Below are 26,984 nucleotides of genomic sequence, written 5' to 3' on the forward strand. Positions count from 1 at the left end.
GCATGGCAATTCCACGTAATAAATTCGATGCAGTAATTATTGGCGCTGGTGGGGCAGGTATGCGAGCCGCTCTCCAGCTGGCAAATTCAGGATTAAAAGTAGCGCTGCTCTCCAAGGTTTTCCCTACACGTTCTCATACTGTTTCAGCGCAGGGAGGAATAACTGTTGCTTTGGGTAACTCACATCCGGATGATTGGCGTTGGCACATGTACGATACGGTTAAGGGCGCTGATTATATAGGCGATCAGGATTGTATCGAGTATCTGTGCAAAACAGGTCCTGAAGCAGTATACGAACTGGAACACATGGGTTTGCCTTTCTCACGAATGGATAGTGGTAAAATTTATCAACGTCAGTTTGGTGGTCAGTCTAAAAATTTTGGCGGCGAACAGGCTGCACGAACGGCTGCCGCAGCAGACAGAACCGGTCATGCACTGCTGCATACTTTATACCAGCAAAACCTCAAAGCAAAAACTCACGTATTTAGCGAATGGTACGCTCTGGATTTTGTTAAAGATTCGCATGGGCGTATTGCCGGCGTCACCGCCATGAATATTGAATCTGGTGAAGTCGTATTTTTTCAGACTCGAGTTTGCATCCTTGCAACGGGTGGCGCAGGGCGCATTTATCAATCAACAACAAATGCCTACATTAATACCGGTGATGGATTTGGAATGGCGCTCAGAGCTGGAATCCCACTGCAAGATATGGAAATGTGGCAATTTCATCCTACCGGAATAGCTGGGGCTGGTACCTTGGTTACTGAAGGTTGCCGAGGTGAAGGCGGATATCTGATCAACAAAGACGGAGAGCGCTTCATGGAGCGTTACGCTCCGCGCGTAAAAGATTTGGCCTCACGTGACGTGGTTGCCCGGTCTATGGCTCTGGAAATTCGTGCCGGTAAGGGCTTTGATCCCAAGGGTGTTGATCACGTCAAGTTAAAACTGGATCACCTTGGCGCCGATTTGATTAAATCAAGATTGCCTGGTATCCGTGAGTTATCCATGAAATTTGCTGGTGTGGATCCCATATTGGAACCCATCCCGGTTGTGCCTACCTGCCATTACAGTATGGGCGGAATACCGACCAACATGCACGGTCAGGTAATCACTAAAACCAATGGTACCGAACATTTGGTTGAAGGCTTGTATGCCGTAGGAGAGTGCGCCTGCGTTTCTGTTCATGGAGCCAATAGACTTGGTGGTAATTCATTACTGGATCTTGTGGTGTTTGGAAGGGCTGCGGGTATACATGTTGAAGAACTATGGCAATCGAATCAATTGCCCGATATGCCTTACATTAGCGAAGACGATATTGCCGCTTCTTTGGTGCGATATAACCGTTGGGAAGAGTCTAAAGAGGGTGAAAGCCCTGCGAAAATTCGTGATGAAATGCAACGTGTTATGCAGGAAGATTTTGGGGTGTTTCGAACTGGCGAAGTGATGGCTTCGGGATTAAAACGGTTACAGGCACTTCGTGAACGGCTGGCTCATGCGAAACTGGATGATAAAAGCCATGTGTTCAATACCGAACGAGTTACTGCTCTGGAGTTGGATAACCTTATGGCTACTGCTTACGCAACAGCCCAATCGGCGATTGCTCGAACAGAAAGCAGAGGAGCACACAGTCGGGAGGACTATCCCGCTCGTGACGATGCGAACTGGATAAAACACACGCTGTATTTTGAGGAAGGTGAGGTGCTTGATTATCGTCCGGTGAATACATCACCCAAATACATCGAGCCCTTTGAGCCCAAAGAACGTGTTTATTAAAGAGGATATATAATGACTGATAGTAGAAATGTGACCCTGTCGATATATCGTTATAATCCCGAGGTGGATGACAAACCTTATATGAAAGATTATGAGATAGAGATCCCTGTTAAAAGTGATCCTATGGTTCTTACTTTGCTCGAACGATTAAAAGCAGAACAGGACCCATCCATCACGTACAGACGCTCTTGTCGAGAAGGGGTCTGCGGTTCTGATGGCATGAATATTAACGGAACTAATGGTCTTGCCTGTATAACTCACTTATCTCAGCTGAATACGGATAAAATAGTCATCCGTCCTTTACCTGGATTTCCGGTTATACGTGATTTGGCGGTTGATATGAGCCAGTTCTATCAACAATACGAACGTATAGAGCCTTATTTGCAGAATGATGAAGTAGCACCTGCTCAGGAACGTTTGCAGTCTCCCGAAGAAAGAGCACAACTCGATGGACTGTATGAATGTATTTTATGCGCTTGCTGTACCAGCTCTTGCCCATCGTTCTGGTGGAATCCTGATAAATTTGTCGGCCCGGCAGGACTTTTACAGGCCAGACGATTTCTAGCGGACAGCCGTGATACAGCAACGCAACATCGATTGGATAAGTTACAGGATCCATTTAGCGTATTTCGTTGCAGGACTATTATGAATTGCACCAACGTGTGCCCGAAGGGACTCAATCCATCGCAAGCGATTGCTAAAATTCGCACGCAAATGCTGACACAGGAAACATGATTTAAAAATCAACTCGTACTTGTTTGACCAATACTTGTTACTTTAAACAGTAGTATTCCCTTTCAGTGCGGGCCTGGAGCTTAAACCCAGGCCCCGCATGAAGCAGGCGGGTTAAACAAGACTGCGTAAACCCTTTGGAGAGAACAATGAGCAGTTCCTATCTGCAAAATGAATGGGCTTCTTCCTTTTTATCTGGCGGAAGTATGGCGTATGTCGATAGTCTTTATGAGGATTATCTTGCTGATCCAGACTCGGTATCTGCTGATTGGCAAGCCGTGTTTAGCGCATTACCTAAAACTAATGGTGCAGATAAAGACGTATCCCATAAAGCCATACGTGAATATTTCTTGGAAAATGCTGATAAGAAAGTCACTCATGTTGTTCAGTCAGCAGATAGCCAACAATATCAGGTTGCCAATTTAATCAATGATTTCAGAGCATTGGGGCATCTTGCTGCTGATCTGGATCCGCTGGGAATGGCCGAGAGGGTTCATGTTTCCCGCTTGGAATTAGCCTATCATCATCTGGCTGACGCAGATAAAAATCGCTCCTTTTTTGCCGGTACGAGTTTCAACGGGCCTGAAATGCAGCTATCTGAGCTTTATAAGGCTTTAAAAGACACGTATTGCCGAACCATCGGAATTGAGTACATGCACATTTCCGACGCAGAAGAAATTGCCTGGTTACAGCAGCGCATGGAGTCCGTACGTGGCCGCCCTGATTTTAATTCCGAGAAAAAGGTTCAAATTTTAAAAGATTTAATTGCTGCCGATGGTTTAGAGCGTTATCTGGGTACCCGTTATGTTGGTCAGAAACGCTTTTCGCTGGAAGGTGGTGACTCTTTGATTCCCATGATGAAAGAGATCATCAATAATGCGGGTCGGGATGGCGTAAAGGAAGTTGTCATCGGTATGGCGCACAGAGGACGACTAAACGTACTGGTAAATGTTCTGGGGAAAGAGCCAGGACAATTATTCCAGGAATTTGAAGGAAAAGTGAAGTACGAGCGAACTGGCGATGTGAAATATCACCTTGGATTTTCTTCTGATATTAAAACGGAATCTGGTGCGATTTTACATTTGGCGCTTGCATTTAATCCCTCACATTTGGAAATTATCGGCCCTGTTGTTGAAGGTTCTGTTCGTTCCCGACTAGAGCGCCGTAAAGACCTGTTGAAAAAAGACACCGTAGTTCCTGTAGTCCTGCACGGTGATGCCGCTTTTGCCGGTCAAGGTGTGGTGATGGAAACATTTAACTTTTCTCAGGCCAGAGGGTACTCAACTGGTGGAACCATCCATATAGTTATCAATAATCAGGTTGGATTTACTACCAGTAATCCATTAGATGCTCGTTCTACCTTATACTGTACTGACGTGGCAAAAATGGTTCAGGCTCCGGTTCTGCACGTTAATGGCGATGATCCGGAAGCAGTTGTTTTTGCAACTCAACTCGCCTTTGATTACCGAATGAAATTCAAACGAGATGTGGTGATTGATTTAGTCTGTTACCGACGTAATGGGCACAATGAAGCAGATGAACCTGCCGTGACTCAACCTACAATGTATAAAAAAATTAAATCCTTGCGTCCATTACGCGAGATTTATGCCGATCAATTAATCAGTTCTGGCATACTATCCAAAAATGATGTGGATAAATTTGTTGACGCATACAGGGAACGCCTGGATCAAGGGAAATCGGTTGTTGATCTTGTTCATGAAGACTATGAGGGTAAATATTCCATAGACTGGTCTCCTTACATTAACGCTAAATGGACTGATAAAGCCAAGACAACGATAAGTAAAACTGAGTTAAAGGAGCTGACCAGGAAGCTAAGTGTTATTCCTGAAGGATTTGCATTGCATCCTGTTGTCCAACGCTTGTTGGCTGAACGTGAAAAGATGTCGCATGGCGAGATTCCTATGAATTGGGGCTATGCCGAAACCATGGCTTATGCCAGCTTATTAAAAGACGGGTACGGCGTCAGATTATCCGGTCAGGACTGTGGACGGGGTACCTTCGCTCATCGACATGCGGTATTACATGACGCAGAAACTGGCGAGGTATTTATCCCTCTGGAACAAATATCCTCGGAGACCAAACGATCATTTACTGTTATCGATTCAGTCTTGTCTGAAGAAGCGGTACTTGCTTTTGAATACGGTTTTGCTTCATCAGAACCATCTCATTTGGTTATTTGGGAAGCTCAGTTCGGCGATTTTGCCAATGGAGCGCAGGTGGTAATCGATCAGTTTATCAGCTCTGGAGAACAAAAATGGGGGCGTTTGTGCGGACTGGTTATGATGTTGCCCCATGGTTATGAAGGGCAGGGACCAGAGCATTCATCAGCTCGTTTGGAACGCTACATGCAACTTTGTGCTCAGCACAACATGCAGGTGTGTACGCCAACTACGCCAGCGCAGATATTTCATTTATTGCGCAGACAAGTGATCCGTAACTTTAGAAAACCCTTGATTATTATGACTCCCAAGAGTTTGTTACGTCATAAGTTGGCTGTTTCTCCCCTGGATGATTTAACCAATGGCAAGTTCTACACTGTTATCCCGGAAATTGATGAATTGCAGGCTGCCAAGGTAACTAAAGTGGTGTTGTGTTGCGGTAAGGTTTATTATGACTTATTGCAAATGCGACGAGATAAAAAACTGAATCATATCGCTATAGTGCGCATTGAACAGCTTTATCCGTTTCCCAAGAAGGCTTTAATAGCCGAGTTGGAAAAATACCCACATGCTAATGAAGTCATATGGTGTCAGGAAGAGCCCCAAAATCAGGGCGTCTGGTTTTCTTCCCAGCACAATATGCGCGATTGCCTGCGCCCAGAGCAGTCATTATTTTATGCAGGTAGAGAATTTGCTGCTGCTCCTGCGGTGGGCAGTCCTGCATTGCATGCGCAACAACAGCTTGCCTTGGTTGAGCAAGCGTTATTAGGTAATAAATAGGTTTAAACACTATAAAATGAGAAGGTATAACCATGTCTATTGAAGTCAAAGTACCTGTTCTACCCGAGTCTGTAGCTGATGCAACGGTAGCTGCATGGCATAAAAAAGTCGGTGACCAAGTCGCTCGTGATGAAAATCTGGTGGATCTGGAGACAGATAAAGTAGTTCTTGAAGTTCCTGCTCCTGCAGATGGTGTGCTCACTGAGATAGTGTTTCAGGTGGGTGATACAGTCGGATCAGGTCAATTGCTTGCAAAAATAACTTCTGGTGCAACTCCGGCAGCTGTTGCACCGGTGCAAGAGCAGCAGGTTTCTGCTAATGAACCCGTTAGTGCCCACGAAGATAAATCGACCAGTCCTGTTGTGCGCCGTATGATGGCGGAACATGATTTGCAGCCAGGTCAAATTCAAGGAACTGGTAAAGACGGGCGGATTACTAAAGAAGATGTTCTTGCGTATATCGAGTCCAAAAGAGGGCAATCAGCGCAATCTACTGAATCACCCAAAGTACAAACCGTAGCTGTTGCTCCTATGGGTGCTCGAGAAGAACGGCGTGTTCCCATGACCCGTTTACGAGCCAAGATTGCCGAGCGTTTGTTAGAGGCTCAGCATAATGCGGCCATGTTAACTACTTTTAACGAGGTAAATCTAAAAGCCGTAATGGATATGCGTGCTCAATACAAAGATAATTTTGAGAAAAAGCATGGGGTAAAATTGGGCTTTATGTCATTTTTTACTAAAGCGGTAGTTGAATCGTTGAAGAGATTTCCAGCGGTAAACGCCTCCATAGATGGTCAAGACGTTGTTTATCATGGTTTTTATGATGTAGGAATCGCTGTATCTACAGAGAGAGGATTAGTTGTTCCGGTGATTCGAGATGCGGATCAGCTGAGTATGGCCGAAATTGAACTGGCGATTAATGATGCGGCAACAAAAGCCAGGCAAGGTAAATTATCCATGGAAGAGATGCAAGGCGGAACGTTTACTATAACCAATGGTGGTGTATTCGGTTCTTTACTTGCGACCCCAATTATCAACCCACCCCAGACTGGTATTTTGGGAATGCATAAGATTGAGGATAGGCCTGTAGTCGAAAAAGGACAAATTGTTATTCGTCCTATGATGTATGTCGCTTTATCTTACGATCACCGTTTGATTGATGGGAAGGATTCGGTTCAGTTTTTAGTAAGTGTTAAAGAGTTGCTGGAAGATCCTGCTCGTCTTTTACTTAATGTCTAACATGCACACTTAACAGCTTAACCCGTGTAGACGGGTTTTGCTTTTTATAGAAAGGTAATTACAATGAATTTACATGAATATCAGGCCAAGCAATTATTCGCAAGTTATAATTTACCCGTTCCTCGTGGTGAGGTGGCTTATAATGTTGAAGATGCGTTACAGGTTGCATCTCAACTCTCTACACCGAGATGGGTCGTTAAGGCTCAGGTACATGCTGGTGGACGAGGTAAAGCGGGTGGTGTGAAACTGGTTTCAACCAAAGATGAGCTGGCAGCAGTGGCCAAGTCTTTGTTAGGTACTCACCTGGTGACTTATCAGACTGATGCTAAAGGACAGCCTGTTAATTCAGTACTTGTTGAAGAAACCTGTGATATCGCAAGAGAGCTGTATCTTGGTGCCGTAGTTGACAGAGCAACCCGCCGTGTCGTGATTATGGCTTCTACAGAGGGTGGCGTTGAAATTGAAAAAGTGGCTGAAGAAACACCAGAAAAAATTGTAAAAATTGTTGTCGATCCATTAGTTGGCGTTATGCCCTTTCAGTGTCGTGACACAGCGTTCAAATTAGGTTTAGCCGATGATCAGATCAAACAGTTTACCCACTTGATGATGGGATTAGGTAAAATGTTTGTCGAGTGCGACCTCAGTCTGCTTGAAATCAATCCGTTGGTTGTCACCAAAACAGGACAGTTAATTTGCCTTGACGGGAAAATCAATATCGATGGTAATGCTCTTTACAGACAACCTAAATTGAAAAGCATGCGTGATGCCACTCAAGAAGATGAGCGAGAAAACCGTGCCAGTGACTGGGAATTAAATTACATTCCACTGGATGGAACGATTGGATGTATGGTTAATGGTGCAGGACTGGCAATGGCAACCATGGATGTGATCAAATTGCATGGTGGCGAGCCAGCCAATTTCCTTGATGTTGGTGGTGGTGCGACTAAAGAGCGAGTCAGTGAAGCGTTAAAGATTATTTTATCTGATGACAAGGTAAAAGGTATATTAGTTAATATCTTTGGCGGAATAGTGCGTTGCGATCTGATTGCTGATGGTATTCTTGCCGCAGTGAAAGAAGTGGATGTAAAAATACCTGTAGTTGTTCGCCTTGAGGGTAATAATGCGCAATTGGGTGCAGAGATTTTAAACAAGAGCGATCTGAATGTTATCGCTGCGACCAGTTTGACTGATGCAGCCAAGAAAATAGTAGCTGCTGTAGATTGATAAATAATCTGTATCAGGTTTAATACAATTTAGAGTTGCAGGATCAATAGAATCAAATGACGTTTCATCGCCAGACGTGTTAAAAAGCGAAAAAAGCAGGATTAATGCGTATGGCGTTAAATCCCCGCAGTGTATTTGAGATAACTGTTGATTCGGCAACAACACAAAATGAAGAGGTTAATAATGAGTGTATTAGTGAATAAGCAAACCAAAGTGTTGTGCCAGGGGTTTACCGGCAAACAAGGAACTTATCATTCGGAACAAGCTCTTGCTTACGGTACTCAAATGGTGGGAGGGGTTACTCCAGGAAAAGGCGGGCAGCTTCATTTGGGTTTACCTGTATTCAATACCATGAGAGAAGCAGTAGAAGCAACAGGAGCGGATGCCAGCGTCATTTACGTTCCGGCTCCCTTTTGTAAGGATTCCATCCTGGAAGCTGCTGATGCAGGCATTAAATTGATTGTTTGCATTACTGAGGGTGTTCCTGTCCTGGATATGTTGCAGGTAAAAGTGTATCTGGAAAACAATACCGATGCACGTTTGATAGGCCCCAACTGCCCGGGAATTATCACCCCAGGTGAGTGTAAAATTGGTATTATGCCAGGCTCTATCCATTTACCGGGTAAAGTCGGAATTGTTTCTCGTTCCGGTACGTTGACTTATGAAGCAGTGAAACAAACTACAGATAAAGGTTTTGGACAAAGTACCTGTATAGGAATAGGTGGTGATCCCATTCCCGGAACTAATTTTATCGATGCGTTAGCTCTTTTTGAACAGGATCCTCAAACAGAAGCGATTATCATGGTTGGCGAAATTGGTGGATCTGCGGAAGAAGAAGCGGCTGAATACATCAAAGCTCATGTTCGTAAGCCAGTAGTGTCTTATATTGCAGGGGTAACAGCTCCCGCCGGTAAACGAATGGGACATGCTGGTGCGATTATTTCTGGTGGTAAAGGCACCGCAGCAGAGAAATATGCCGCTTTGGAAGCCGCAGGAGTAAGAACAGTACGTTCTCCTGCAGATTTAGGTGATGCCGTGGCTGAAGTCACTGGTTGGTAAGGTCATGAAATAGCAGCCTGAAGTCAGGCTGCTGCCTGTTTATTGTTAATTCCTCTTTAAAACGCTCTTTGCAGCAACGCATTGCATCTAATAGCAATTCATCAGAGCCTTATATTATTTTTCTTCTCTCGCAAAATGATGATTTCCAAGCGTATAATTGATGCATATCTACTTTCGGATTAGTGAATGATGAGTGATTTTAGAAGTCTTGCAGATATCAGACGTGATTATGGTGAATTAAGTCTTAATGAGGAAACGGCTCAGCAAGAACCTGTAGCTCAGTTTAAACTTTGGTTTGAAGAAGTATTACAGAATGAAAAAAATGATCCCACGGCAATGGTGCTGGCAACTGTTGATGAGAGAGGATTTCCTGATGCTCGAGTGGTGTTGTTAAAGGGATTAGACGAAGGTAATTTTGTGTTCTATACCAATTATCAAAGTGCTAAAGCAATGCAGATTAACAACAACCCATATGCTGCACTCAATTTTTATTGGCCTCAAATGGCCCGGCAGGTACGTGTACGAGGACGTGTAAAAAAAGTAAGCAAAGAGCAATCGGATGCTTATTTTTTATCCAGACCTGTTAAGAGTCAATTCAGTGCAGTAATATCACCACAAAGCAAAGAAATATCAAATCGAGCTTCTTTAGAACAGGCATTAAACGAATTAATCCAGCGACATGGTCAGGCACCGGTGCTTCGGCCTGAACATTGGGGAGGATATATGGTCATTCCCGACGAAATTGAGTTTTGGCAAGGACGTGATAACAGATTGCATGACCGAATTCATTATTATCAAGAAGCCGGCCAATGGGTGCGGAGAAGACTTGCCCCATAACCGGCAGAAATTGCCGGAAGCCAACAATTCACATAAAGCTCATGAATTGTTGCTATAAAAAAGCCATGCCTTACGAATCAGCCCAGCTTTGGGCTGCCTCCATCATTCAAGTATGATGTTTTTTATTAGTTTACATCTGAATAATCTCTGCATCTTTCTGCCTTATTGTTACGTGAATTTTTGCTGTGTTTTCACTGCATATTTAACAAAAAGATATAATAAACAATGGGTTATAAAGTTGGCCTGATAGTTGCTTAATATAAAGAAAATCAAAGAATAAATTTGTTCCTTTTGATTTTTATACGAAGAATTAAAAGATTATTGTCAAGAATATGTAAATATTGAATCAGTAAAAGCAGGGAGCCTTAATAAGACGTAAAATGAATCTAAATGTGATCAACTATAGTTCTTAATGTTCTTCAATAGATCACATGTTTTAATCTAAATAACCAGGAGTAGCGTCAGTTGAATATAGGTCATTATATATTGGATACATCGCAAGGGGATTATTATGAACGATACAACAGCCTTATTACCACACATTAAATTAAGATTTAACATTGAACATCCAAGTTATGAAGAGTGTTATATTTTTGGGTATGAATGTGCGCTTTCAGAAGTTGATGAGCAAGATAATCCCTTCCGTGAAGGCTCTCAAGAAGCGGAACAGTGGTTGGAAGGATGGTGGGTAGGCACCTTTGGAGAAAAACCTTTATTTACCATGGACAGTCTGGATGAAGAAGAAACCCTTCTTGACAAAGAAGTTGCTGCAAATGATCAACAGTATTGTCACAAAAACAGTTTTTTATCTTTAGTTTTTGAAATTAGTGGTGCGATAGCTGCTTCAGCTATAGTCGGATACCAGTTACTTGAACTGGTAGCTTGATAAATCGCATCCAATTGAAGAGCATGTGTTAATGCTTCTTCAATTGGATAGGCACTGTTGAAAAAACAGGGGTTAAAAACTGATGCTTGATTACCCGGAATTTTAAGAATCCAGGGGGGCAGCATTAGTCCTTGAATAACTTTAAAACCATTGACCTCATTCGTGCTGTTTCCGCAGGAATAAACTCCTTATAATGTTCGCTGCCTATATCAAGACATACCGTAACGTCTTCACCAAGACCTTTAAGCAGATCGACTCCTGATAACTTGAGTAATTTGATCTGAGTACTTATTTCACCAGCCCAGGCATCCAGATAGCGCATTTCTGTAAAAACAGGAAGAAAAGTCTGATTGTTTTCTTGAAGAAATAAAACGACAGGGCTGTCGTCTTTTGAATCGTGTTCTACCGGAATGATAAAGTTTGCTTTAATAAACTCAAGATAGGCTTTATTCGCCTCTTTTGTAGTACCAGAAGCATTTAGAGCTTCTTTTATTGCTAAATTGAGACTATTCATTATAAATTTCGTAAAAAAAGAATTATTATACTCCACTCTGGTTGTTATCGCTAATAACTGTCAAATGAAATCAAACTATGTGTTGAAATAACTTACAACAGAAGTATAATGTACTCCTGTTTTTGTTGATTAATTGTTCAGTGTTTAAATAATTCTGACATTTAAACTGTTTAAATTGAGTCTGTGGCAACATTTAAACTCCAACATTACAAGATAATAATCAGATTTTGGCTAGCCCTTTGGGGTATCAGGAAGAATATTTACAGTGGGTTATTTCGAAAAAGGGTGTTTGAGGTGAACGTATTCATCTTGACCTCGTTAAAGTTTAGTCCGTACTGTTTCAAGTAGAGAGCTTATGAACGAAATGAATGCATCTAAAGTGGAAATGTATCAACGCAAACACTATTTGGGGTTTGCCTGGTTGGTTTGGGGATTAGCAGCTGCTTTTTATTTTTCTGATTATCTAGCGCGTGTTGCCCCAGGGGTTATGCATCGTTATTTACAAATGGATTTTGGGATAAACGAAGCAGGATTTGGTATTTTAACGGCGTCTTTTTATATCCCTTATATACTGATGCAGATTCCGGTTGGATTAACGGTAGATCGTCTAAGCATCCGTTGGTTGTTAACTGTGATGTCTTTGATAACCGCTTTTGGTTGTTGTGTCTTTGGCCTTGCTGATGGATTGATGATGGCTTCCATAGGCAGAATGTTAATTGGTTTTAGCGCCGCATTTGCCTTTGTCTGCTCCTTACGTTTGGCTACGTCATGGTTTCCTCCTACCATGTTGGGATTATTAGCCGGATTAACCCAGTCTCTTGGTATGCTTGGAGCTGCTGCCGGTGAAGCGCCTGTTTCCTTCCTGGTCAGTAATGTGGGTTGGCGTCACAGCATGTTGATTATCGCCTTTTTGTTTATCGCACTTGCGGGCCTGTTGTATCAATTCGTTCAGGATAGACCTGGAGCTCACCGGCAGGAAGTTCTCTCCGATAATAGAATTAGTATCCTACAAAGTTTAAAAATAATACTTTCCAGCCGTCAAACCTGGCTTAACGCTTTGTACGCTGGGTTCTTGTTTGGTCCGACTGCGGTTATAGGCGAGGCAATTGGTCCTGCTTATTTACAATTCGGGCGTGGGTTGGGAGCACATGCCGCTGCTTTTGCGACAGGCTTGATTTTTATAGGATGGGGTATAAGTGGGCCTTTGTCAGGCTGGTTATCGGACAGAATGGGGCGTCGTAAACCCTTGATGATCATGTCTGCTGCATTCGGTGTTGTACTAACCACTATTTTTGTTTTTTATCCGTCTATGAATCAAACTACAGCCTATCTGCTCTTCTTTGCTTTTGGGTTGACCAATACTGGTGTAGCTATAGCATATGCGGTATCTACAGAATTACATGACCGAAATGTGGTTGGTACCTCTATAGCGTTCACTAACATGACCTCCATTTTCGTGGGTGCGTTATTGCAGCCGCTGGTTGGTCGATTAGTCGATATGGTTGCCGGAGCCAGAGCCTATAATGTTGAATCTTTATTGCTCTCTGATTTTCAGGCAGGTTTGAAATTATTGCCCTTATGTTCTTTGGTTGCGTTATTTTTGGCCTTTACTGTTAAAGAGACTTACTGTAAACCCGTTCGATAAATCAGGTTTTGTGTTAATTTCTTTAAGCTTAAGAACAGGTTCATTACCTTTGATGAACCTGTTTGCAGCAATCTTTCTTGTTTCTTCTGTAATTTTTGTCCAATGCTAAAAAGAGTGAGATGTATCAACGAATCATGATGATGTTCATTCTGTCAGGAACGTTATTATTGTCGCATACAGAGTCAGATGTATTATGCAAATGACAGTCATGTGTATCATTTTAATCCTTTTTTTTCTCTAAGTTTTAATCTTCTTACAACAGAGTGTCACACTTTTTGATGATTTACTGCTATACTTTGCCCAGCGCTTTGCTGCAATAAAGTAATGCGGGTTGCAAACTAATCACATGGAGATAATAATGAAAAAACTTGCAGGATTAATAATTATCCTGGCTGTTTTAGTCCTGGGCGGATATTATGGCATGGGTGTTCTCACTGAAAGAACCATTAAAAATAACGTAGAAGTAATCAATCAATCTAATGGTCTTTTTGCTGATATTCAGCAGTATAACCGAGGTTGGTTTTGCTCTGATGCTCAAATAAAATGGCGTTTGCATGTTCCAGAGCGTGTCGTTAAAGATGCTGATGGTAAGTCTCAGACAGTAGCAGCGCAAGACTATCAAATGGATATGCCACTGGTCATTCATCATGGACCATTTATTTTTGCTGATAAAAGCGTTCATTTTGGAATGGGTTATGCTAAAACCGTATTTCCCTTACCTGAACAATACAATCAACAATTTGATGAAATGTTTTCTAAGGATTCAATTAAGCCTCAATTGGATTTAAGCATTTTTGTAAACTATTTAAATCGAAGCACCCTGGAATTATTCCTGCCATCCTTTAAGTTGATTGCTAAAGATGGTAATGGTACTTTCAACTGGATGGGTATGGAAAGCACTACCACTATGTCTGCAAATCTGGATAAAGTCAGTGGTGACATTATTCTTTCAGGCATGAACATTGCAAAAGACGATACTAAAATGACCATGGGTAAAGTCACCAGTGAATTTGATTTGCATCAGACTCCCGCTGGCTTGTATCTGGGTGAAGCCAGTTTTTCTTTGCCTTCTTTTGATGTGGTTGTTAAAGACCAGAAATTGTTTGAATTGAATGAGTTTTCATTAAGCTCAAGTAGCGATATTGAGGATGGTTTATTCAGTACTCATTTCAGAACCGAGTTGAAGTCTGTAGTTTCTAATGGAAAGACTTATGGTCCGGGTTCACTGGAAATGTCTTTACGCAATCTTGATGCAGAAGTACTCGCACGCATTAATCAGCAAGCAACAACAATGCAAAATGGAACCGAAGCTGAGCGTCAACAGGCAATGCTGGCTATGCTTCCTGAATTACCTAAATTATTTACCAAAGGGGCCGAGTTTGAAATTTCCCGGTTAAGTCTGAAATTACCTGAAGGAACTATAGACGGCAGCATGCTGGTTAGTCTACCCAAAGGTGATAGCACCAATCCTTTTGAATTGATTCAAAAAATTCAAGGTAATGCTAAATTGAGGGTGCCAACAGCTGTTGTTAAACAATTAATGCAGCAATCAATAATGCAACAACTGGCAAATCAACCCGAGATGCAACAAGCGTTGATTCAACAGTTGCAAGGCAACTCATCGCAAGCCAATGCGACGCCTCCAACTCCTGAGCAATTAGCTGTAATGCAAACCGAAAAGCAAATTGCAACGATTGAGCAATCCGGTTTAATTACTGTAGATGGCTCAGATTATGTGGTTGAAATGAGTCTGGATCAAGGCAAGTTCCTGGTAAACGGTAAAGCGTTTGATCCATCCATGTTAAAATTCTAACAAAAATTTGTTTTGAGATAAGCTCCTTCCAGGAGCTTATCTCTTTTATAGCCAAAAGAACTTTTCAGGGAAGCAAGAGTTAACAGCAAAGTCACTAGATATTGAATTTTAATACAGTTTTTGTTGTTCTGCCCTTGTCTGTAATTGCTCAATTCGGTAATATACTGTTTTTAAAAGGAGGAGCTAATAATAATGACAACAATCAGTAATGATGCAGGAGATACCACTGCTTCACTAGCCGAAAGCGTGACTCACTCAGTACAAAAATATTTTTCAGAGCTTAAGGGAACTGATCCTGTTGACTTATACCAGTTCGTACTTGAAGAAATTGAGACCCCTCTATTTCGTGCTGTTATGGAACATTGCAAGTACAATCAGTCCCGTGCTGCTATCATGCTGGGCATTAGTCGTGGAACTTTAAGAACAAAATTACGACGTTATTTTGATGATAAATATGTTGGTACTCGTGATTAATAAAGAGTTAAATTAAAAAAAGGGAGCGCAGCTCCCTTTTTTTTATAAAAAATTGTTGTTACGGACAACCATGGTACTGTATACAGTCGCAACGAATAAACTACCCGCCAAAGAGCATTGAATGCACCATTACAATTTACCTCCCGAATTAAATGCAAATATTCTTCCCTATGATGGAGAGGTTTATTATCAAGGTATTGTATTAACACCCAAGCAAATTCATTACTATTTTAACTATTTGTTACATCAAATTTCCTGGAAACCTGATGAGGCATTGATTTTTGGGAAGCACATTATTACTAAACGAAAAACAGCTTGGTATGCGGATCATCCTTATACCTATACTTATTCGCAAATTCGTAGACAGGCTCATTTATGGACTGATGAATTGCTCGTTTTGAAATCATTGATTGAACAGCAAAGCAAAGAGCAATTTAACTCATGTCTCATGAATTTATACCATAATGGCAGCGAGGGCATGGGATGGCACAGTGACGCAGAAAAGGAGTTAATTAAAAATGGTGCAATAGCATCATTAAGCCTTGGGGCGCAGCGGCGGTTTATGTTGAAGCACAAAAAATCCAAAGAAGTCATTTCAATTGATTTACCTTCAGGAAGTCTATTGATAATGAAAGGAATAACCCAAACTCATTGGCAGCATAGTTTACCGCAAAATAAGAAAATTAAAGAGCCACGTATTAATTTAACATTTCGCAGCATTGCCTCTGAATTTAGCTAATTCATTTAACCAAGGAAAATCCAGTGAGATTAATTAAATCTCTGGAGAGTTACAATCAGGGTAATAACAACTTAGACAATAATTGCCGTAATTAATCCAAAGTGATAAAATTATAACCTTTTGACGTGTTGGCCTGAATATACTATGTTTAATTCGTTTCACATCGATGGGGTTAAGGCATTTGATGCAAATAATTATGCTTTAGCTCAGAGCCTATTTTTGCAAGCGATAAATCAAAATCCGGAAGTAGGCGAGAGTTATCTGTATTTGGGTAAATGCTGCTTTTTTTTGGATGACAACCAACGAGCGATATCCTCGCTTAATAAATACATAGAATTGCGGAAAAATACTGAGGAAGATGTATCTAATCTTGCTGATGCATATGATCTATTAGGTCAATGTTATGACCTGCAAGAGGAGCTGTCAGCGGCTCTTAATAGTTACCAGACTGCTACCCAAATCTACCCGTCCGGAGCCTCTGCCTGGAACAATATGGGGCTACTGTACATCAAACTAGCCTTATCTTGTCTTGAGTCAGATGTGTCCACCAGTTCTGGAATGTTTAGTGAAGCGTTTACTTGTATTAGTAAGGCCTTAAATTTTTGTAGTGATAGTCCTGTGTTAATACACAGTCTTGCCAGTTGGTATGAGCATTATACCGAAGTGCTAAAAAGAATAATTAAAGATGAGGATGCGGTAGAGCAGGCTGTGGCCAGAAGTTTCGTCTATGCAATAGATTATTACCGTAAAGCATTATCTGTTTGCCAAGAGCAAAATCCAGCCTTAAAAATGATTATCACCTCCAATCTTACCGAATGTATTGCGCAATACGGACATCATTTATATCGAAATTGCGCTTATTCGTATGCGCAAGATATTTATCATGAAGCACTGCAATTCGACCCAGAGCATCTTGTGGTCATCAATCAAATGGGGATGTGTTTTTATAAACAGCAGCGTTTTTCTGAGGCAAGAGAATATTTTTCTACTATTCTCAAAAAAACAGCCGATCATCAGGAAATTGCAGACGCATGGTTGAATATTGCGTGTACGTTCAGAATGGAGCGTCAGTGGGGTGAAGCGGAGAATGCGCTGCACCAAGCCCGTACTCACGCACCTGAAGACATGGCCATTACTGAAGAAGAAGCAAAATTAAAAGAATCCATGGCTTCGCATAGTCTAGCTTCATCTACTCAAACATTATTCGGTGGTTCAAGTTCTGCCGCTATGAGTGCTGAACACCAGCAATCAAATACTCAATTTGGGCTCTCTAGGCAATAACTGGCTTTTATGTTGCAAGAAAACCAGTTAACCCATCATACTTTGTTTAAAGTAATACTTTGTATTCTGAATAATCTAAAGGTTCATCGGTTATTGTTTTTTTGTTTTTGAATGCTTCGTTAGCAAATAATCCCCATCCTGTAAAAGTGGCTGCTATGCCAATAGCGGTTACTATCAATCCTGCAATAGAGGTATTGAGTACAGTCAATGCAATAGCTACCGCAGCAATTCCCATTACGGCAATAAAACCGCCCAAAATCATCATACTCGGTTTTTCTTTATTAGTGTCTATAAGTTCTCGTTGAGTTTTAGCTAACTCGTGGTTTACTATTTTTTTTAATAAATTTACATGATCAACAGAGCGAATGCTTTTAAGCTCTTTAAAAGATGAGAATTGTTCTATAATTTCATTGTTCCATGGTGATTGCTCATGTCCAATACAAACCAATGCAGGCAATAAATTATTTTTCTTTAATTGATTTATTTTTGAAAGAAGTTGTTTTATGGAGTTTTCTTTGTTAACACAGGACACATCATAAACAATAATCAGTTGAGTATTAGCGGATAAAATATTAGGTAATACTTCAATGATGCGTTCGAAGTCTTTCATTTCATAGATGCTAGTCCCATTATGAACATTGCCTTGATTGGTTTTTTCCCATCTATCGCTTATTTTATAAAGTATAAAATTTTCATATATTGCATCGATCAGTATTCCAACAATATTAATATTTTCTGTACTCATTAGTGCCTCATGATATATTTTTTGTCAGTTTAGCACGTAGTGTTTGTTATAAGAACACAACTCGATGAAGGAAAAGATTAAACACTAAATAAATGAACACTCTTCGATGAATTTGATCTATTTTCTTTATTTTGAAAACCTTCATCTTTGTATAGAGGATTATCACTTAATTGATGCGCTTAATTTACCTGAACATTAAGAGCCTATACACAGAGATATCCACAAAAAATGTGGATAAGTAATCATTCTAAAATACACGAAAAGTGCACGAAACACTATGTGTTACAAGAGTTGATGAATATTAAGAGTTTTATTTTGGGAGTAAGAAGCAAGAGATCAAGAAAAAATATCCACAGGAGGAAAAGTGGTTATGAATATTTGATTTTGTATGGTAGCAACAAAATAATTAAAAATAAAGTCCTAACTGGCATGAATTTTGAAATAAAATCAAATTAAATTGGATTGTTTTAAGCACGCTGAGAATGAATGAACGACATGCCAGTAATTAACTCACGTTGCTTAAATCTGCAGTTTTCAGGTTTTATTTATTTGGGTAGGATGGAACCCGTATCGGATTAAACTCCAGATACGGGTTAAAATTTGGTGTGATTTTATTCTGCAAACATTGAGCTTACAGATTCTTCAACATTAACTCGTTTTATTGCTTGCGCCAGCATATCCGCAAGGCTTACTATGCGAATTTTTTCACAGTTCTGTGCATCGAGAGATAACGGGATGGTATCCGTTACTACTACTTCATCAAGACAGGAGTGTCTGATGTTATTCACTGCAGGACCGGATAATACGGGATGAGTGATGTAGGCTCTGACGCTTAAAGCACCATTCTTTTTTAATTCATGTGCTGCGGAACATAGTGTTCCCGCCGTATCTACTATGTCGTCAACAATAATGCAATTTTTTCCGGCAGGTTCGCCAATAATATGCATTACTTCTGATTTGTTAGGTCCGCTTCGTCGTTTGTCAATTATCGACAATTCCGCATCGTCCAGTCGTTTAGCTACTGCCCTTGCTCTGACCACACCACCCACATCAGGTGAAACTATCATGATGTTATTGAGATTTTGCTTTGCTATATCTTCTATAAGTATGGGCGTTGAGTAGACGTTATCAACAGGCATGTAGAAAAAACCCTGTATTTGATCTGCATGCAAATCAACGGTAAGCACTCGGCAAATTCCTACCGATGCCATCATGTCGGCAACAACTTTAGCAGTAATTGGGACACGAGCAGATCGCACTCTTCTGTCCTGGCGAGCATATCCAAAATAAGGAACTACAGCGGTAATTCGACCAGCTGATGAGCGTCTCAGGGCATCTGCCATGGTCAGCAATTCCATTAGATTATTGTTGGAGGGTGCACAGGTTGATTGAAGAACGAAAACATCTTTACCACGGACATTTTCCAATATCTCGACCATGGTTTCTCCATCGCTGAATGTACCAACAGTCGCTTGACCAATGGGTATTTGCAAGTGAGAGGATATTTTTAGAGCCAATTCAGGGTTAGCATTCCCGGTAAAAATCATCATTGTGGACATGTGTAAAAAGCCTTAGATTTAGGTTAATCGCTTAACTTAAACACATAGCAGAAGACAGCCAGAAAGATATTATTATTGTTTGAGCGATACGAAGCACGCATCCTTCCAGGGTATCTTCTGCCGTCTGTTTACTTGTACCTAGATTCAACTACTTTTATTCTAGGTTGAATCAACAAGAAAATGGCAGGGGTGCTAGGATTCGAACCTAGGTATGCAGGGATCAAAACCCTGTGCCTTACCGCTTGGCGACACCCCTAAAAATTGTAGATTCTTACATCATCCATGATGATAATAAATTCAATCATCCTTGCATCGTGCTGCGTATTTTGCAGTGCTTTTTGAATGATGTCAACTTCATAACGCAAATAATTTACTAAATTTGTATTCTAAAGCCTTTTAAAATACATCACCGTAAAATTTTCTGTTCCTGAATAACTCCTGTTGCCTGCTAAGCTATTTTATTTGAGCAGGCAACAGAACATTTCATGCAGAAACAGACCAGTTTTTGATAATGACCTTAATCATCACCCCGTTTCCTTCAAGGCGGATCATACTGGGTAAATCGATACCTTTGACCGAAGTATACTTGGTGAAATTAATGGTATAGCCACTTTGTCTTAATTGAGTCAGGTGGTTGTATTTATCGTGTTGCTCTGTTTGCACGCCACCGGGAGCAGGCAATCCTCTAACCCAATAGTACAGATTATTTACGGGCAAGCGAATACCTGTTTGTTTAAAGAGTAATTCATCCGCATTATTGGACGTTGATGTTTTAGAACCATCCTGGAAGGTTACCGTGCCGCCGCTTTTATTAATCAGCACCGTACCACCGCCCAAGGGACCCATCAAGCGTATTTGATAGGAGCCGGGGCCATGTTGCACCCAGTTCATGGTAGCTGACCATCCTTTTGTTTTACTTTTAGCAGCTAAAGCACCTTTAATATTCCATGATGAGATGGTTGCGGTTTCTGCTTTGCGCTCTGCCAGTGGGACTACCTTATTTATTGGCAGGTCTTCCGCAGGACGGGGGGGAGCACAAGCGGTAAGTAAACAGACAGATACGATTGCACAGCGTTTTAATGCATTCATTGCTCACCTCAAATTCCATTTCTATAGTTTTTCAATTAACAATACGCTAGACTGCGTTTATATGCAATCGATGTTAATAAATATGAAAAATAAAGCAATATATCCAGGCACATTTGATCCAGTGACTAACGGCCATGTCGATATAATTTCCCGTGCTGCACGCATTTTTCCGGAACTCACAGTAGCCGTAGCCAGTAATAAAATGAAAAGGCCTTATCTTGCTTTGGAAACTCGAATTCGCCTGCTTGAAGAGGCCGTTGGGCACATACCAGGAGTTAAGGTCGTTGGCTTTGATAATCTCTTAATTGATTTCGTTATTGAACAAAATGCAAGCATAATTTTACGGGGTTTACGTGCGGTATCTGACTTTGAATACGAATTTCAATTAGCCGGAATGAATAGAAAACTCTCAAAAAAAGTGGAGACTTTATTTTTAACACCTTCTGAGAATCTAATGTTTATATCATCTACCCTGGTACGAGAAATCGCAGCCCTTAATGGCGATGTTTCTCAATTTGTCCCTCCCTGCGTTGTTACCGAATTAAACAAGAGACGAGATGAAACGGATGTTAAGTTGGTGTAATCGTGTACTTTTTTTTATTGTCAGCACCTACCCCATATATGCTTATTCTATATCCAGTCAACCTCCTGGCTACGCCATAGCGAGTGCTCATCCTCTAGCTACCAATGCGGGACTTGAGATTCTGGCTGCCGGTGGAAATGCTTTTGACGCAGCCGTGGCGGTTACTGCCGCTCTTGCTGTTGTTGAACCTTATCATTCTGGCTTAGGGGGAGGCGGATTTTGGTTATTGCATGAAGAAAAAACCCACAAAAATGTGTTTATAGACGCTCGAGAGACTGCTCCCAAGGCTGCATCCAGGAATATGTTTCTGGATAGTGAAGGAAAGGTTAAACCCAGATTATCGTTAAATGGTGGGCTTGCAGCAGCCATACCAGGTGAGCCTGCTGCACTGGTCTATATTGCAAAACATTTCGGTCGTTTACCATTGACCAAAACTTTGGCACCAGCGATTAAGCTGGCAAAAGAGGGCTTTCTTGTTGATGAGCGATTTATTGCATTTTCAACAATGAACGACAGAATGGAACAACTAAAAAAATATCCTGCAAGTGCTGCTGTTTTTCTGAAAAATGGTCAACCTTATGCTCTTGGCGATACTTTGGTGCAAACTGATTTGGCAAATACCTTAATGCTTATCGCTCAACGCGGTGAAAAAGGATTTTATCAGGGCGAAACAGCGCAACGTTTGGTTCAGGGAGTTAACGCTGCAGGAGGAATTTGGACTCTTGCTGATTTGGCTGAATACACGATTAAAGTCAGAGAGCCTTTAATTGGGGCTTATCATAATATGTTAATCATTACCGCTCCTCCGCCATCGGCGGGCGGAATCGCATTATTAACCATGCTTAATATTTTGAGCTATTTTCCTCTTCCTGCTTACAATAAAATTCAATGGGTTCACTGTGTGGTTGAATCCATGCGATTAACCTATTGGCAACGGGATCAATTTTTAGGCGATCCTGATTATGTAACGGTTCCAGTGGATAAATTAATCAGTGCAGAGAACGCAAAGTATTTAAGCACGTTAATTACTCCTGATAAGCCTATCTCGAGCAAGGCTTTAAAAGGGGAAAGTACTGCGTCACAAGCCAGTACAACGACTACTCATTTTTCAATTATTGATGCTGAAGGAAACCGGGTTGCTGCAACAATGACGGTACATTACATTTTTGGTTCCAGTGTCGTTGCAGAAGGAACAGGGGTGCTGCTCAATGATGAAATGGATGATTTTTCAAATAAAACCGGAGTTGAGAATGTGTTTGGCATAGTAGGAAGCGATAAAAACGCAATAATGCCAGGTAAAAGACCTTTATCCAGTATGACGCCTACCTTTCTTGAGTTGCCTGATCGTATTGCCATCCTGGGTACCCCTGGAGGAAGCAGAATTCCGACTATGGTTTTGTTAGCCTCTTTACTTTTTAACGAGGGATATGGAGCAATCAGCATGGTTTCAGCCATGCGCTTTCATCATCAATATTTGCCCGATTTGCTGCAGTTTGAGCCTGATGCTTTTCCAAAAATTATCCAGGATGGGTTGAAGGCGATGGGTTATCGGTTAATGCCATTAGAACAAAATTACGGAGATATGCAAGCAATTACCTGGGATAAAGAGCGTAATCTGTTAACTGTTGCCTCCGATCCCAGAGGCATTGGTTTGGCTGCAAAGGTGGCATCCACTCCTAAAGGCTATGGAATCAGTTATTGATTTTTTTCCTCTCCGGTCAATATTTTAATGGCCTGATAGGTTTTTTGAATCAGTTCTTCTTTAGTTTCAATGGTATAGTCTGCCGCTTTTATTGGTTTTCCAATATGAATTTCTGCTTTTTGATTCAGATTGATCTGAAAAGAACGAGCAGGGAGAATATCAAATGCGCCTCTTATACCAATAGGTATTATCGTTGCTCGTGCCTGGATGGCGGTAATAAATGCGCCCTTTTTAAATGGGGCGAGTTTGCCATCTTTTGAGCGGGTGCCCTCCGGAGCAATCCAGATGATAATGCCGCTTTCCATAAGTTGCTTGGCATATTCCAGATCTTTGATTGCCTGATATCTGTTTTTTCTGTCTACGAAAGGAAATTCTGCGGCTTTCATGCCCTTGCCAAGTAACGGTACACGGGACAATTCTTTTTTGGCTAACATTCGAATGGAGTTTTGTGGAAACGCTTTAAATCCCAGTGGGATGTCATAAGCGCTGGAGTGGTTGCACATTAAAATGGTTGCTTCACCGGGTTGTGGTTGCACGTTAAATTCATTGACGACTTTGTAGTCTACTTTGACTTTGTTGAGGAGCTGATCTATCCAGCGATGAATATTTTTGTCTACCCAGGGTCTGGTAGGCGTACTAAAGTAATATTTAAATATGGAGCGTACACTTACAGCACTTGTATAATAGAACAGTGCAAGAACTATCCAGGCAGTTCTCAATCGGCTTATTTTCATTGTCATCATATTTGTTTGATTGGTGAGTAATCATACAGCAAGCGAATTAGATTGCCTAGATGAATTAATCAACTGGATATTTTGATCGCTTTAGCTCCAATCAACCGTTAAAAAAACCTGTGATGCGGGATAAAATACCTTGAGTAGTCGCTTGAGTCTGGGGGACATGAATGTCAAAATTATCAGACATAAAGCGTTTATGATTCCATCGTTCCTCCAGCCATCCTGAGTACAGTGCTGAGGTCTGTTTTATTTCATCCCGTACTTTATGGCGCCTGTCATCTTGAGTAAGCTCAAAGTAACGTAATCTGTAATAAGAATTTTTAGGCATAATGTCCGCTGCTCTCTTAAAAAAGGAAAGCGCATTTTTGAGATCGTTGTTATAAAAATGGAGCACATCTCCCTTGATGTAATAGATTTTTCCCAGCACGGGTTTAATCTCGTTTGTAGGATTGGACTCATTAAGTTTGATGAATGTGTCGAGATTTATGTGTAATTGCTCAAGTGGTTTGGTGATCTGGGGGAGGATTTCCTTGCGTATGGATAAAAAATTACTGGGAACTTTGATGTGTTCCATGAGGCACTCAATCTTGCGCAGCAACAATTGATTCACAGTGTGAAGACAGTTTGGTGAATTATTCATTAACCTATGCTTTTTTAAAAGATTTTGTGCTTCTTCCAGAGTTGCAAGTGCTGCATCTTTAGCTTCAGGATGCTCTTTTTTATCAATCTTAAGTATCCAATTGACATAATCTATGACCGATGTCATTAGCGGATTATCTTCGGGGGTGATGCGAGCAATTTGTTTAGACAGTTGTATATTACGTTTGGCTACCTGAATGACTTGTGGGTAATTTTTTTGCAGCAGTTCTTTTTGGGCTAAAGATTGATTTTTTGTGTATTCGAGAAGATAGGCTTGTTTTAAGGCATAGAGGTTATTGGTATCGAATACTGTATCCTGATGCGATTCAAAAAGCACCTTGGCAATACCGAAGTTACCGTCTTTTATTGCCTGATCTAACTGATGATTGCGCCATAGATTAATCAAGGTGATGTTTTGGAGCGAGTGGTCTTTGTCCAGAATATCAGGAACCAGACCAGTAGCGTGGGTCAGCAAAGGGATAGCCTGTGATCCGAAAATTAATTTATTTAAAGAATATTTATTATGTTCTTTTTTTGCATCTTCCAAATAACTTTGGGCAAGGTTTTGCGTTAATTCAGAATGGGGGGGCATATGGTGCAGTTGCTCTGCGAGAGTTAAATTTTTTTTAATGTATGTAATTAATTCCATTTGCTTTTCACGGTCTGACGATACGAATATACAGACCATGAGATCAATTGCCCATTTTAATGCATTACCGATGACCTTTTTGTGGTAGATGAAGTAGATTATGTACTCTTCCGGAAAAACATATTTGATGTCCTCGTCCCAGCATAAGGCATGCTGAAATTCATTTCTTTGTACCAGATGTCTTGCATACACTGAATTAAAACGACTGTCTTTTAAACGCTGTGCAAGGTCGGGGCGATATTTATAGTTCATGGATTGAATCGCTTTCGTTATGACTACTTCATCTTGAGGATCAACGGTAGGGAGTAAATATTCCAAATTTTGTTCGTTAAATGTTTGGCCGAAAGCAACATAGGGAGTAAGACCTACTGGTTGTTTTATGAAGTCGTTTGCATAATAATCCATCAGCATTTTTTGTAATTGCGCAGAGCATTCGTTTGTTCGTGGGGAATTAATCAGCTTTTCAAATTGGGCTGAAATAATGGGTGGGTTAGAGTGTAGAGGGTATTCCTGATGAATATTTTTCAGGTAACCGGAGTAGGCAATTTTAGCTAAAGCCAATTCAACTTTGTCTGCCTGACAATGATTTTCAAAACCCAGCCATCCTTTAAAGGATTGAAAAAGGGATTGTAACCAGTTGACAGGCCGTACGTGTATTCCATCCGTATAGAGTTGATTTTTGGGATGTTTTTTTATTTTGTCCCAAAATCTGCGGTATTGGTTTAGATCCATATCGTAAATGATAAAATCCGGGCGATAAACAATCCCGTTGTCTTGATAGCGAGATGTTTCGTGAATTCTTGCATTGATATGAAGCACTGGAATAACCTTGTGAAAGTTTTAAATCGAAGTGATTATACAGAATAGAAAACAAATGATCTAATATTTGATATATTGTAATTTATTAATCCAGTTATTCAGGGAGGACGACTAGTGGTTGGCATTGCGGACAAAATGCCGACTGGCGACCCGCTATCAGTATGCTGTCTATGAGAGAGGAACAGCGGTAACAGGTTTGTTTTTTTCGACCATAGACTTGCAGTGATATCCTGAAATAACCTGGTTTGCCATCGAAAGCATAAAAATCTTTTAATGTAGTACCCCCCGCAGTTATTGCTGAGTGCAGTATTTTTTTTATGTGGGCGGTTAAATCATTTATCTGGGGTTTTGAGAGATTTTTAGCCGGTGTCAAGGGATGTAAACCCGTTAGAAAGAGACTTTCGCTGGCGTAAATATTACCAACACCAACAACGGTGTCGTTATTCATGATGAATGATTTAACCGGTTGATTCTTATTTTGCGCTTTGTTCGACAAATACTCAGGATTAAAATCTTCACTCAAGGGCTCGGGGCCCAAATGGCTCAGAAGACTATGTTGATGCGGGTTATCTTCTGTATAAACGAACAGTCCAAATCGTCGAGGATCACAATAGCGGAGCATGAATCCATTGGTGAGGCTAATATCGATGTGATCATGTTTTTGTGCTTGGGTTCCCTCAGGAACTACTCTTAAATGACCTGACATACCCAGATGGATGAGCAGGTAGCCCTCGTTTAAATGAATAATTAGATATTTCGCTCTTCGGGTGACAGTGAGAATTTTTTTCCCAAGACACCATTCATTCATTTGAGCAGGAACAGGCAAGCGCAGTGAGGCGTTACGTACGTGTGCGCCTTTAATTATTTGACCTTCCAGGTGGGGTAATATTCCCTGTTTTGTCGTCTCAACCTCTGGTAATTCAGGCATTATTTTTTATCATCATGCTCAATAATCCGTCCTGATTCGGTGTCCGTAGGTTTAGGAGGAAAAAAGTAGTTTCTTGCCAGGGCTGCCAGATATAAAGCGCCGCCGATGAGCACGCCCCAAACAGCAACATAAAAGAACATAAACAATAAGCCAATAAAAACAGCAATCCCAACGCCTATGATAATAAACGGGGCTATCTGTTCCAAAATCTGTTTTAATTTATCGTTCATGGCTTATTCCAGAAGAAAGTGAGATCTCAATTATCGGTTACATCGTTAAATGATGCAATGTTATCATGAAAAATGTGTTATCATTGTACTATATGGATATAATGTTATGAAACTATTGCATCCCAAAGGG

23 protein-coding genes and 1 tRNA gene are annotated in these 26,984 nt (G+C 41.0%); 15 read left to right on the forward strand and 9 right to left on the reverse strand.

Features of this window, described 5'->3' with window-relative positions; all coding sequences use genetic code 11:
- Positions 1 to 2 precede the first annotated feature (2 nt).
- The 8 genes from sdhA (at position 3) to Lwor_RS07915 (ending at position 10,708) form a co-directional block, all read left to right on the forward strand.
- On the forward strand, positions 3 to 1,772 hold the full coding sequence (gene sdhA / locus Lwor_RS07880; protein ID WP_058493327.1) for a succinate dehydrogenase flavoprotein subunit: 1,770 nt from the start codon (positions 3 to 5) through the stop codon (positions 1,770 to 1,772).
- A gap of 12 nt (positions 1,773 to 1,784) precedes the next feature.
- The gene (locus tag Lwor_RS07885; protein ID WP_058493328.1) at positions 1,785 to 2,507 is read left to right on the forward strand and encodes a succinate dehydrogenase iron-sulfur subunit; all 723 of its coding nucleotides are present in this window, start codon (positions 1,785 to 1,787) and stop codon (positions 2,505 to 2,507) included.
- A gap of 146 nt (positions 2,508 to 2,653) precedes the next feature.
- Entirely contained in the window at positions 2,654 to 5,464 is a 2,811-nt protein-coding gene (locus Lwor_RS07890; RefSeq protein WP_058493329.1) for a 2-oxoglutarate dehydrogenase E1 component, read from the forward strand.
- Between the two features lie 32 nt (positions 5,465 to 5,496).
- The gene (gene odhB / locus Lwor_RS07895; RefSeq protein ID WP_058493330.1) at positions 5,497 to 6,702 is read left to right on the forward strand and encodes a 2-oxoglutarate dehydrogenase complex dihydrolipoyllysine-residue succinyltransferase; all 1,206 of its coding nucleotides are present in this window, start codon (positions 5,497 to 5,499) and stop codon (positions 6,700 to 6,702) included.
- Positions 6,703 to 6,765: 63 nt separating this feature from the next.
- Positions 6,766 to 7,926 (forward strand): ADP-forming succinate--CoA ligase subunit beta, encoded by a 1,161-nt coding sequence (gene sucC, locus Lwor_RS07900; protein WP_058493331.1) that lies wholly within the window; start codon positions 6,766 to 6,768, stop codon positions 7,924 to 7,926.
- Positions 7,927 to 8,109: 183 nt separating this feature from the next.
- Positions 8,110 to 8,985 carry a succinate--CoA ligase subunit alpha gene (gene sucD / locus Lwor_RS07905; RefSeq protein WP_058493332.1) on the forward strand — a complete coding sequence of 292 codons (876 nt, stop codon included), beginning with the start codon at positions 8,110 to 8,112 and terminating at the stop codon, positions 8,983 to 8,985.
- 189 nt (positions 8,986 to 9,174) lie between these two features.
- Entirely contained in the window at positions 9,175 to 9,822 is a 648-nt protein-coding gene (gene pdxH / locus Lwor_RS07910) for a pyridoxamine 5'-phosphate oxidase (protein WP_058493386.1), read from the forward strand.
- A 511-nt stretch (positions 9,823 to 10,333) separates the two neighbouring features.
- On the forward strand, positions 10,334 to 10,708 hold the full coding sequence (locus Lwor_RS07915; RefSeq protein ID WP_058493333.1) for a hypothetical protein: 375 nt from the start codon (positions 10,334 to 10,336) through the stop codon (positions 10,706 to 10,708).
- 124 nt (positions 10,709 to 10,832) lie between these two features.
- Here Lwor_RS07915 and Lwor_RS07920 read toward each other — a convergent pair whose 3' ends face one another.
- A complete protein-coding gene (locus tag Lwor_RS07920) occupies positions 10,833 to 11,222 on the reverse strand; it encodes an SseB family protein (RefSeq protein WP_058493334.1) in 390 nt (129 codons plus the stop codon).
- 364 nt (positions 11,223 to 11,586) lie between these two features.
- Between Lwor_RS07920 and Lwor_RS07925 the strand changes: the two genes are divergently transcribed.
- The 5 genes from Lwor_RS07925 to Lwor_RS07945 all read left to right on the forward strand — a co-directional run bounded on the left by Lwor_RS07925 (position 11,587) and on the right by Lwor_RS07945 (position 17,174).
- Positions 11,587 to 12,867 (forward strand): MFS transporter, encoded by a 1,281-nt coding sequence (locus Lwor_RS07925; protein ID WP_115091131.1) that lies wholly within the window; start codon positions 11,587 to 11,589, stop codon positions 12,865 to 12,867.
- A gap of 358 nt (positions 12,868 to 13,225) precedes the next feature.
- On the forward strand, positions 13,226 to 14,680 hold the full coding sequence (locus tag Lwor_RS07930; protein WP_058493336.1) for a YdgA family protein: 1,455 nt from the start codon (positions 13,226 to 13,228) through the stop codon (positions 14,678 to 14,680).
- 192 nt (positions 14,681 to 14,872) lie between these two features.
- Positions 14,873 to 15,154, forward strand: a complete 282-nt coding sequence (locus tag Lwor_RS07935; protein ID WP_018576070.1) for a helix-turn-helix domain-containing protein — start codon at positions 14,873 to 14,875, stop codon at positions 15,152 to 15,154.
- A gap of 121 nt (positions 15,155 to 15,275) precedes the next feature.
- A complete protein-coding gene (locus tag Lwor_RS07940) occupies positions 15,276 to 15,893 on the forward strand; it encodes an alpha-ketoglutarate-dependent dioxygenase AlkB family protein (RefSeq protein WP_058493337.1) in 618 nt (205 codons plus the stop codon).
- Positions 15,894 to 16,037: 144 nt separating this feature from the next.
- A complete protein-coding gene (locus Lwor_RS07945) occupies positions 16,038 to 17,174 on the forward strand; it encodes a tetratricopeptide repeat protein (RefSeq protein ID WP_058493338.1) in 1,137 nt (378 codons plus the stop codon).
- Between the two features lie 46 nt (positions 17,175 to 17,220).
- Here the strand turns inward: Lwor_RS07945 and Lwor_RS07950 are convergent, their stop codons facing one another.
- The 4 genes from Lwor_RS07950 to lolB all read right to left on the reverse strand — a co-directional run bounded on the left by Lwor_RS07950 (position 17,221) and on the right by lolB (position 20,567).
- Positions 17,221 to 17,919: a hypothetical protein gene (locus tag Lwor_RS07950; RefSeq protein ID WP_058493339.1), complete on the reverse strand. Its 699-nt coding sequence runs from the start codon at positions 17,917 to 17,919 to the stop codon at positions 17,221 to 17,223.
- A gap of 611 nt (positions 17,920 to 18,530) precedes the next feature.
- Complete coding sequence (locus tag Lwor_RS07955) at positions 18,531 to 19,478, reverse strand: ribose-phosphate pyrophosphokinase (protein ID WP_058493340.1); 948 nt, start codon at positions 19,476 to 19,478, stop codon at positions 18,531 to 18,533.
- Between the two features lie 181 nt (positions 19,479 to 19,659).
- Positions 19,660 to 19,734, reverse strand: a tRNA-Gln gene (locus Lwor_RS07960).
- 227 nt (positions 19,735 to 19,961) lie between these two features.
- Positions 19,962 to 20,567: a lipoprotein insertase outer membrane protein LolB gene (lolB, locus tag Lwor_RS07965; protein WP_058493341.1), complete on the reverse strand. Its 606-nt coding sequence runs from the start codon at positions 20,565 to 20,567 to the stop codon at positions 19,962 to 19,964.
- Between the two features lie 82 nt (positions 20,568 to 20,649).
- On the opposite strand from lolB, the gene coaD reads away from it, so the two are divergent.
- Entirely contained in the window at positions 20,650 to 21,150 is a 501-nt protein-coding gene (gene coaD / locus Lwor_RS07970; RefSeq protein WP_415582894.1) for a pantetheine-phosphate adenylyltransferase, read from the forward strand.
- Positions 21,125 to 22,852, forward strand: a complete 1,728-nt coding sequence (gene ggt / locus Lwor_RS07975; protein ID WP_058493343.1) for a gamma-glutamyltransferase — start codon at positions 21,125 to 21,127, stop codon at positions 22,850 to 22,852. Before coaD ends, ggt begins: the two co-directional genes overlap by 26 nt.
- Here ggt and Lwor_RS07980 read toward each other — a convergent pair.
- From Lwor_RS07980 to Lwor_RS07995, 4 genes are all read right to left on the reverse strand, one after another.
- Positions 22,846 to 23,586, reverse strand: a complete 741-nt coding sequence (locus Lwor_RS07980) for a lysophospholipid acyltransferase family protein (RefSeq protein WP_058493344.1) — start codon at positions 23,584 to 23,586, stop codon at positions 22,846 to 22,848. The two genes, ggt and Lwor_RS07980, sit on opposite strands and share 7 nt — an antisense overlap.
- Positions 23,587 to 23,686: 100 nt before the next feature.
- Positions 23,687 to 25,696 (reverse strand): hypothetical protein, encoded by a 2,010-nt coding sequence (locus Lwor_RS07985; RefSeq protein ID WP_058493345.1) that lies wholly within the window; start codon positions 25,694 to 25,696, stop codon positions 23,687 to 23,689.
- Between the two features lie 94 nt (positions 25,697 to 25,790).
- Entirely contained in the window at positions 25,791 to 26,624 is an 834-nt protein-coding gene (mutM, locus tag Lwor_RS07990; RefSeq protein ID WP_058493346.1) for a bifunctional DNA-formamidopyrimidine glycosylase/DNA-(apurinic or apyrimidinic site) lyase, read from the reverse strand.
- Positions 26,624 to 26,854, reverse strand: a complete 231-nt coding sequence (locus Lwor_RS07995; protein ID WP_058493347.1) for a hypothetical protein — start codon at positions 26,852 to 26,854, stop codon at positions 26,624 to 26,626. The genes mutM and Lwor_RS07995 overlap by 1 nt, the downstream gene beginning before the upstream one ends.
- Positions 26,855 to 26,984 lie beyond the last annotated feature (130 nt).

Source organism: Legionella worsleiensis (genome assembly GCF_001467535.1).
Classification (GTDB): Bacteria; Pseudomonadota; Gammaproteobacteria; order Legionellales; family Legionellaceae; genus Legionella; species Legionella worsleiensis.

Excerpts from the sequence above, each read along its gene's own strand:
- lolB (WP_058493341.1), bottom strand. The coding sequence starts at position 20,567 with ATGAATGCATTAAAACGCTGTGCAATCGTATCTGTCTGTTTACTTACC.
- Lwor_RS07955 (WP_058493340.1), bottom strand. The coding sequence starts at position 19,478 with ATGTCCACAATGATGATTTTTACCGGGAATGCTAACCCTGAATTGGCT.
- Lwor_RS07925 (WP_115091131.1), top strand. The coding sequence starts at position 11,587 with ATGAATGCATCTAAAGTGGAAATGTATCAACGCAAACACTATTTGGGG.
- sucD (WP_058493332.1), top strand. The coding sequence starts at position 8,110 with ATGAGTGTATTAGTGAATAAGCAAACCAAAGTGTTGTGCCAGGGGTTT.
- Lwor_RS07930 (WP_058493336.1), top strand. The coding sequence starts at position 13,226 with ATGAAAAAACTTGCAGGATTAATAATTATCCTGGCTGTTTTAGTCCTG.
- Lwor_RS07980 (WP_058493344.1), bottom strand. The coding sequence starts at position 23,586 with ATGAAAATAAGCCGATTGAGAACTGCCTGGATAGTTCTTGCACTGTTC.
- Lwor_RS07950 (WP_058493339.1), bottom strand. The coding sequence starts at position 17,919 with ATGAGTACAGAAAATATTAATATTGTTGGAATACTGATCGATGCAATA.
- odhB (WP_058493330.1), top strand. The coding sequence starts at position 5,497 with ATGTCTATTGAAGTCAAAGTACCTGTTCTACCCGAGTCTGTAGCTGAT.
- Lwor_RS07890 (WP_058493329.1), top strand. The coding sequence starts at position 2,654 with ATGAGCAGTTCCTATCTGCAAAATGAATGGGCTTCTTCCTTTTTATCT.
- sdhA (WP_058493327.1), top strand. The coding sequence starts at position 3 with ATGGCAATTCCACGTAATAAATTCGATGCAGTAATTATTGGCGCTGGT.
- Lwor_RS07940 (WP_058493337.1), top strand. The coding sequence starts at position 15,276 with ATGCACCATTACAATTTACCTCCCGAATTAAATGCAAATATTCTTCCC.
- pdxH (WP_058493386.1), top strand. The coding sequence starts at position 9,175 with ATGAGTGATTTTAGAAGTCTTGCAGATATCAGACGTGATTATGGTGAA.
- Lwor_RS07945 (WP_058493338.1), top strand. The coding sequence starts at position 16,038 with ATGTTTAATTCGTTTCACATCGATGGGGTTAAGGCATTTGATGCAAAT.
- Lwor_RS07995 (WP_058493347.1), bottom strand. The coding sequence starts at position 26,854 with ATGAACGATAAATTAAAACAGATTTTGGAACAGATAGCCCCGTTTATT.
- coaD (WP_415582894.1), top strand. The coding sequence starts at position 20,650 with ATGAAAAATAAAGCAATATATCCAGGCACATTTGATCCAGTGACTAAC.
- Lwor_RS07935 (WP_018576070.1), top strand. The coding sequence starts at position 14,873 with ATGACAACAATCAGTAATGATGCAGGAGATACCACTGCTTCACTAGCC.
- Lwor_RS07885 (WP_058493328.1), top strand. The coding sequence starts at position 1,785 with ATGACTGATAGTAGAAATGTGACCCTGTCGATATATCGTTATAATCCC.
- mutM (WP_058493346.1), bottom strand. The coding sequence starts at position 26,624 with ATGCCTGAATTACCAGAGGTTGAGACGACAAAACAGGGAATATTACCC.
- ggt (WP_058493343.1), top strand. The coding sequence starts at position 21,125 with ATGAAACGGATGTTAAGTTGGTGTAATCGTGTACTTTTTTTTATTGTC.
- Lwor_RS07915 (WP_058493333.1), top strand. The coding sequence starts at position 10,334 with ATGAACGATACAACAGCCTTATTACCACACATTAAATTAAGATTTAAC.
- Lwor_RS07920 (WP_058493334.1), bottom strand. The coding sequence starts at position 11,222 with ATGAATAGTCTCAATTTAGCAATAAAAGAAGCTCTAAATGCTTCTGGT.
- sucC (WP_058493331.1), top strand. The coding sequence starts at position 6,766 with ATGAATTTACATGAATATCAGGCCAAGCAATTATTCGCAAGTTATAAT.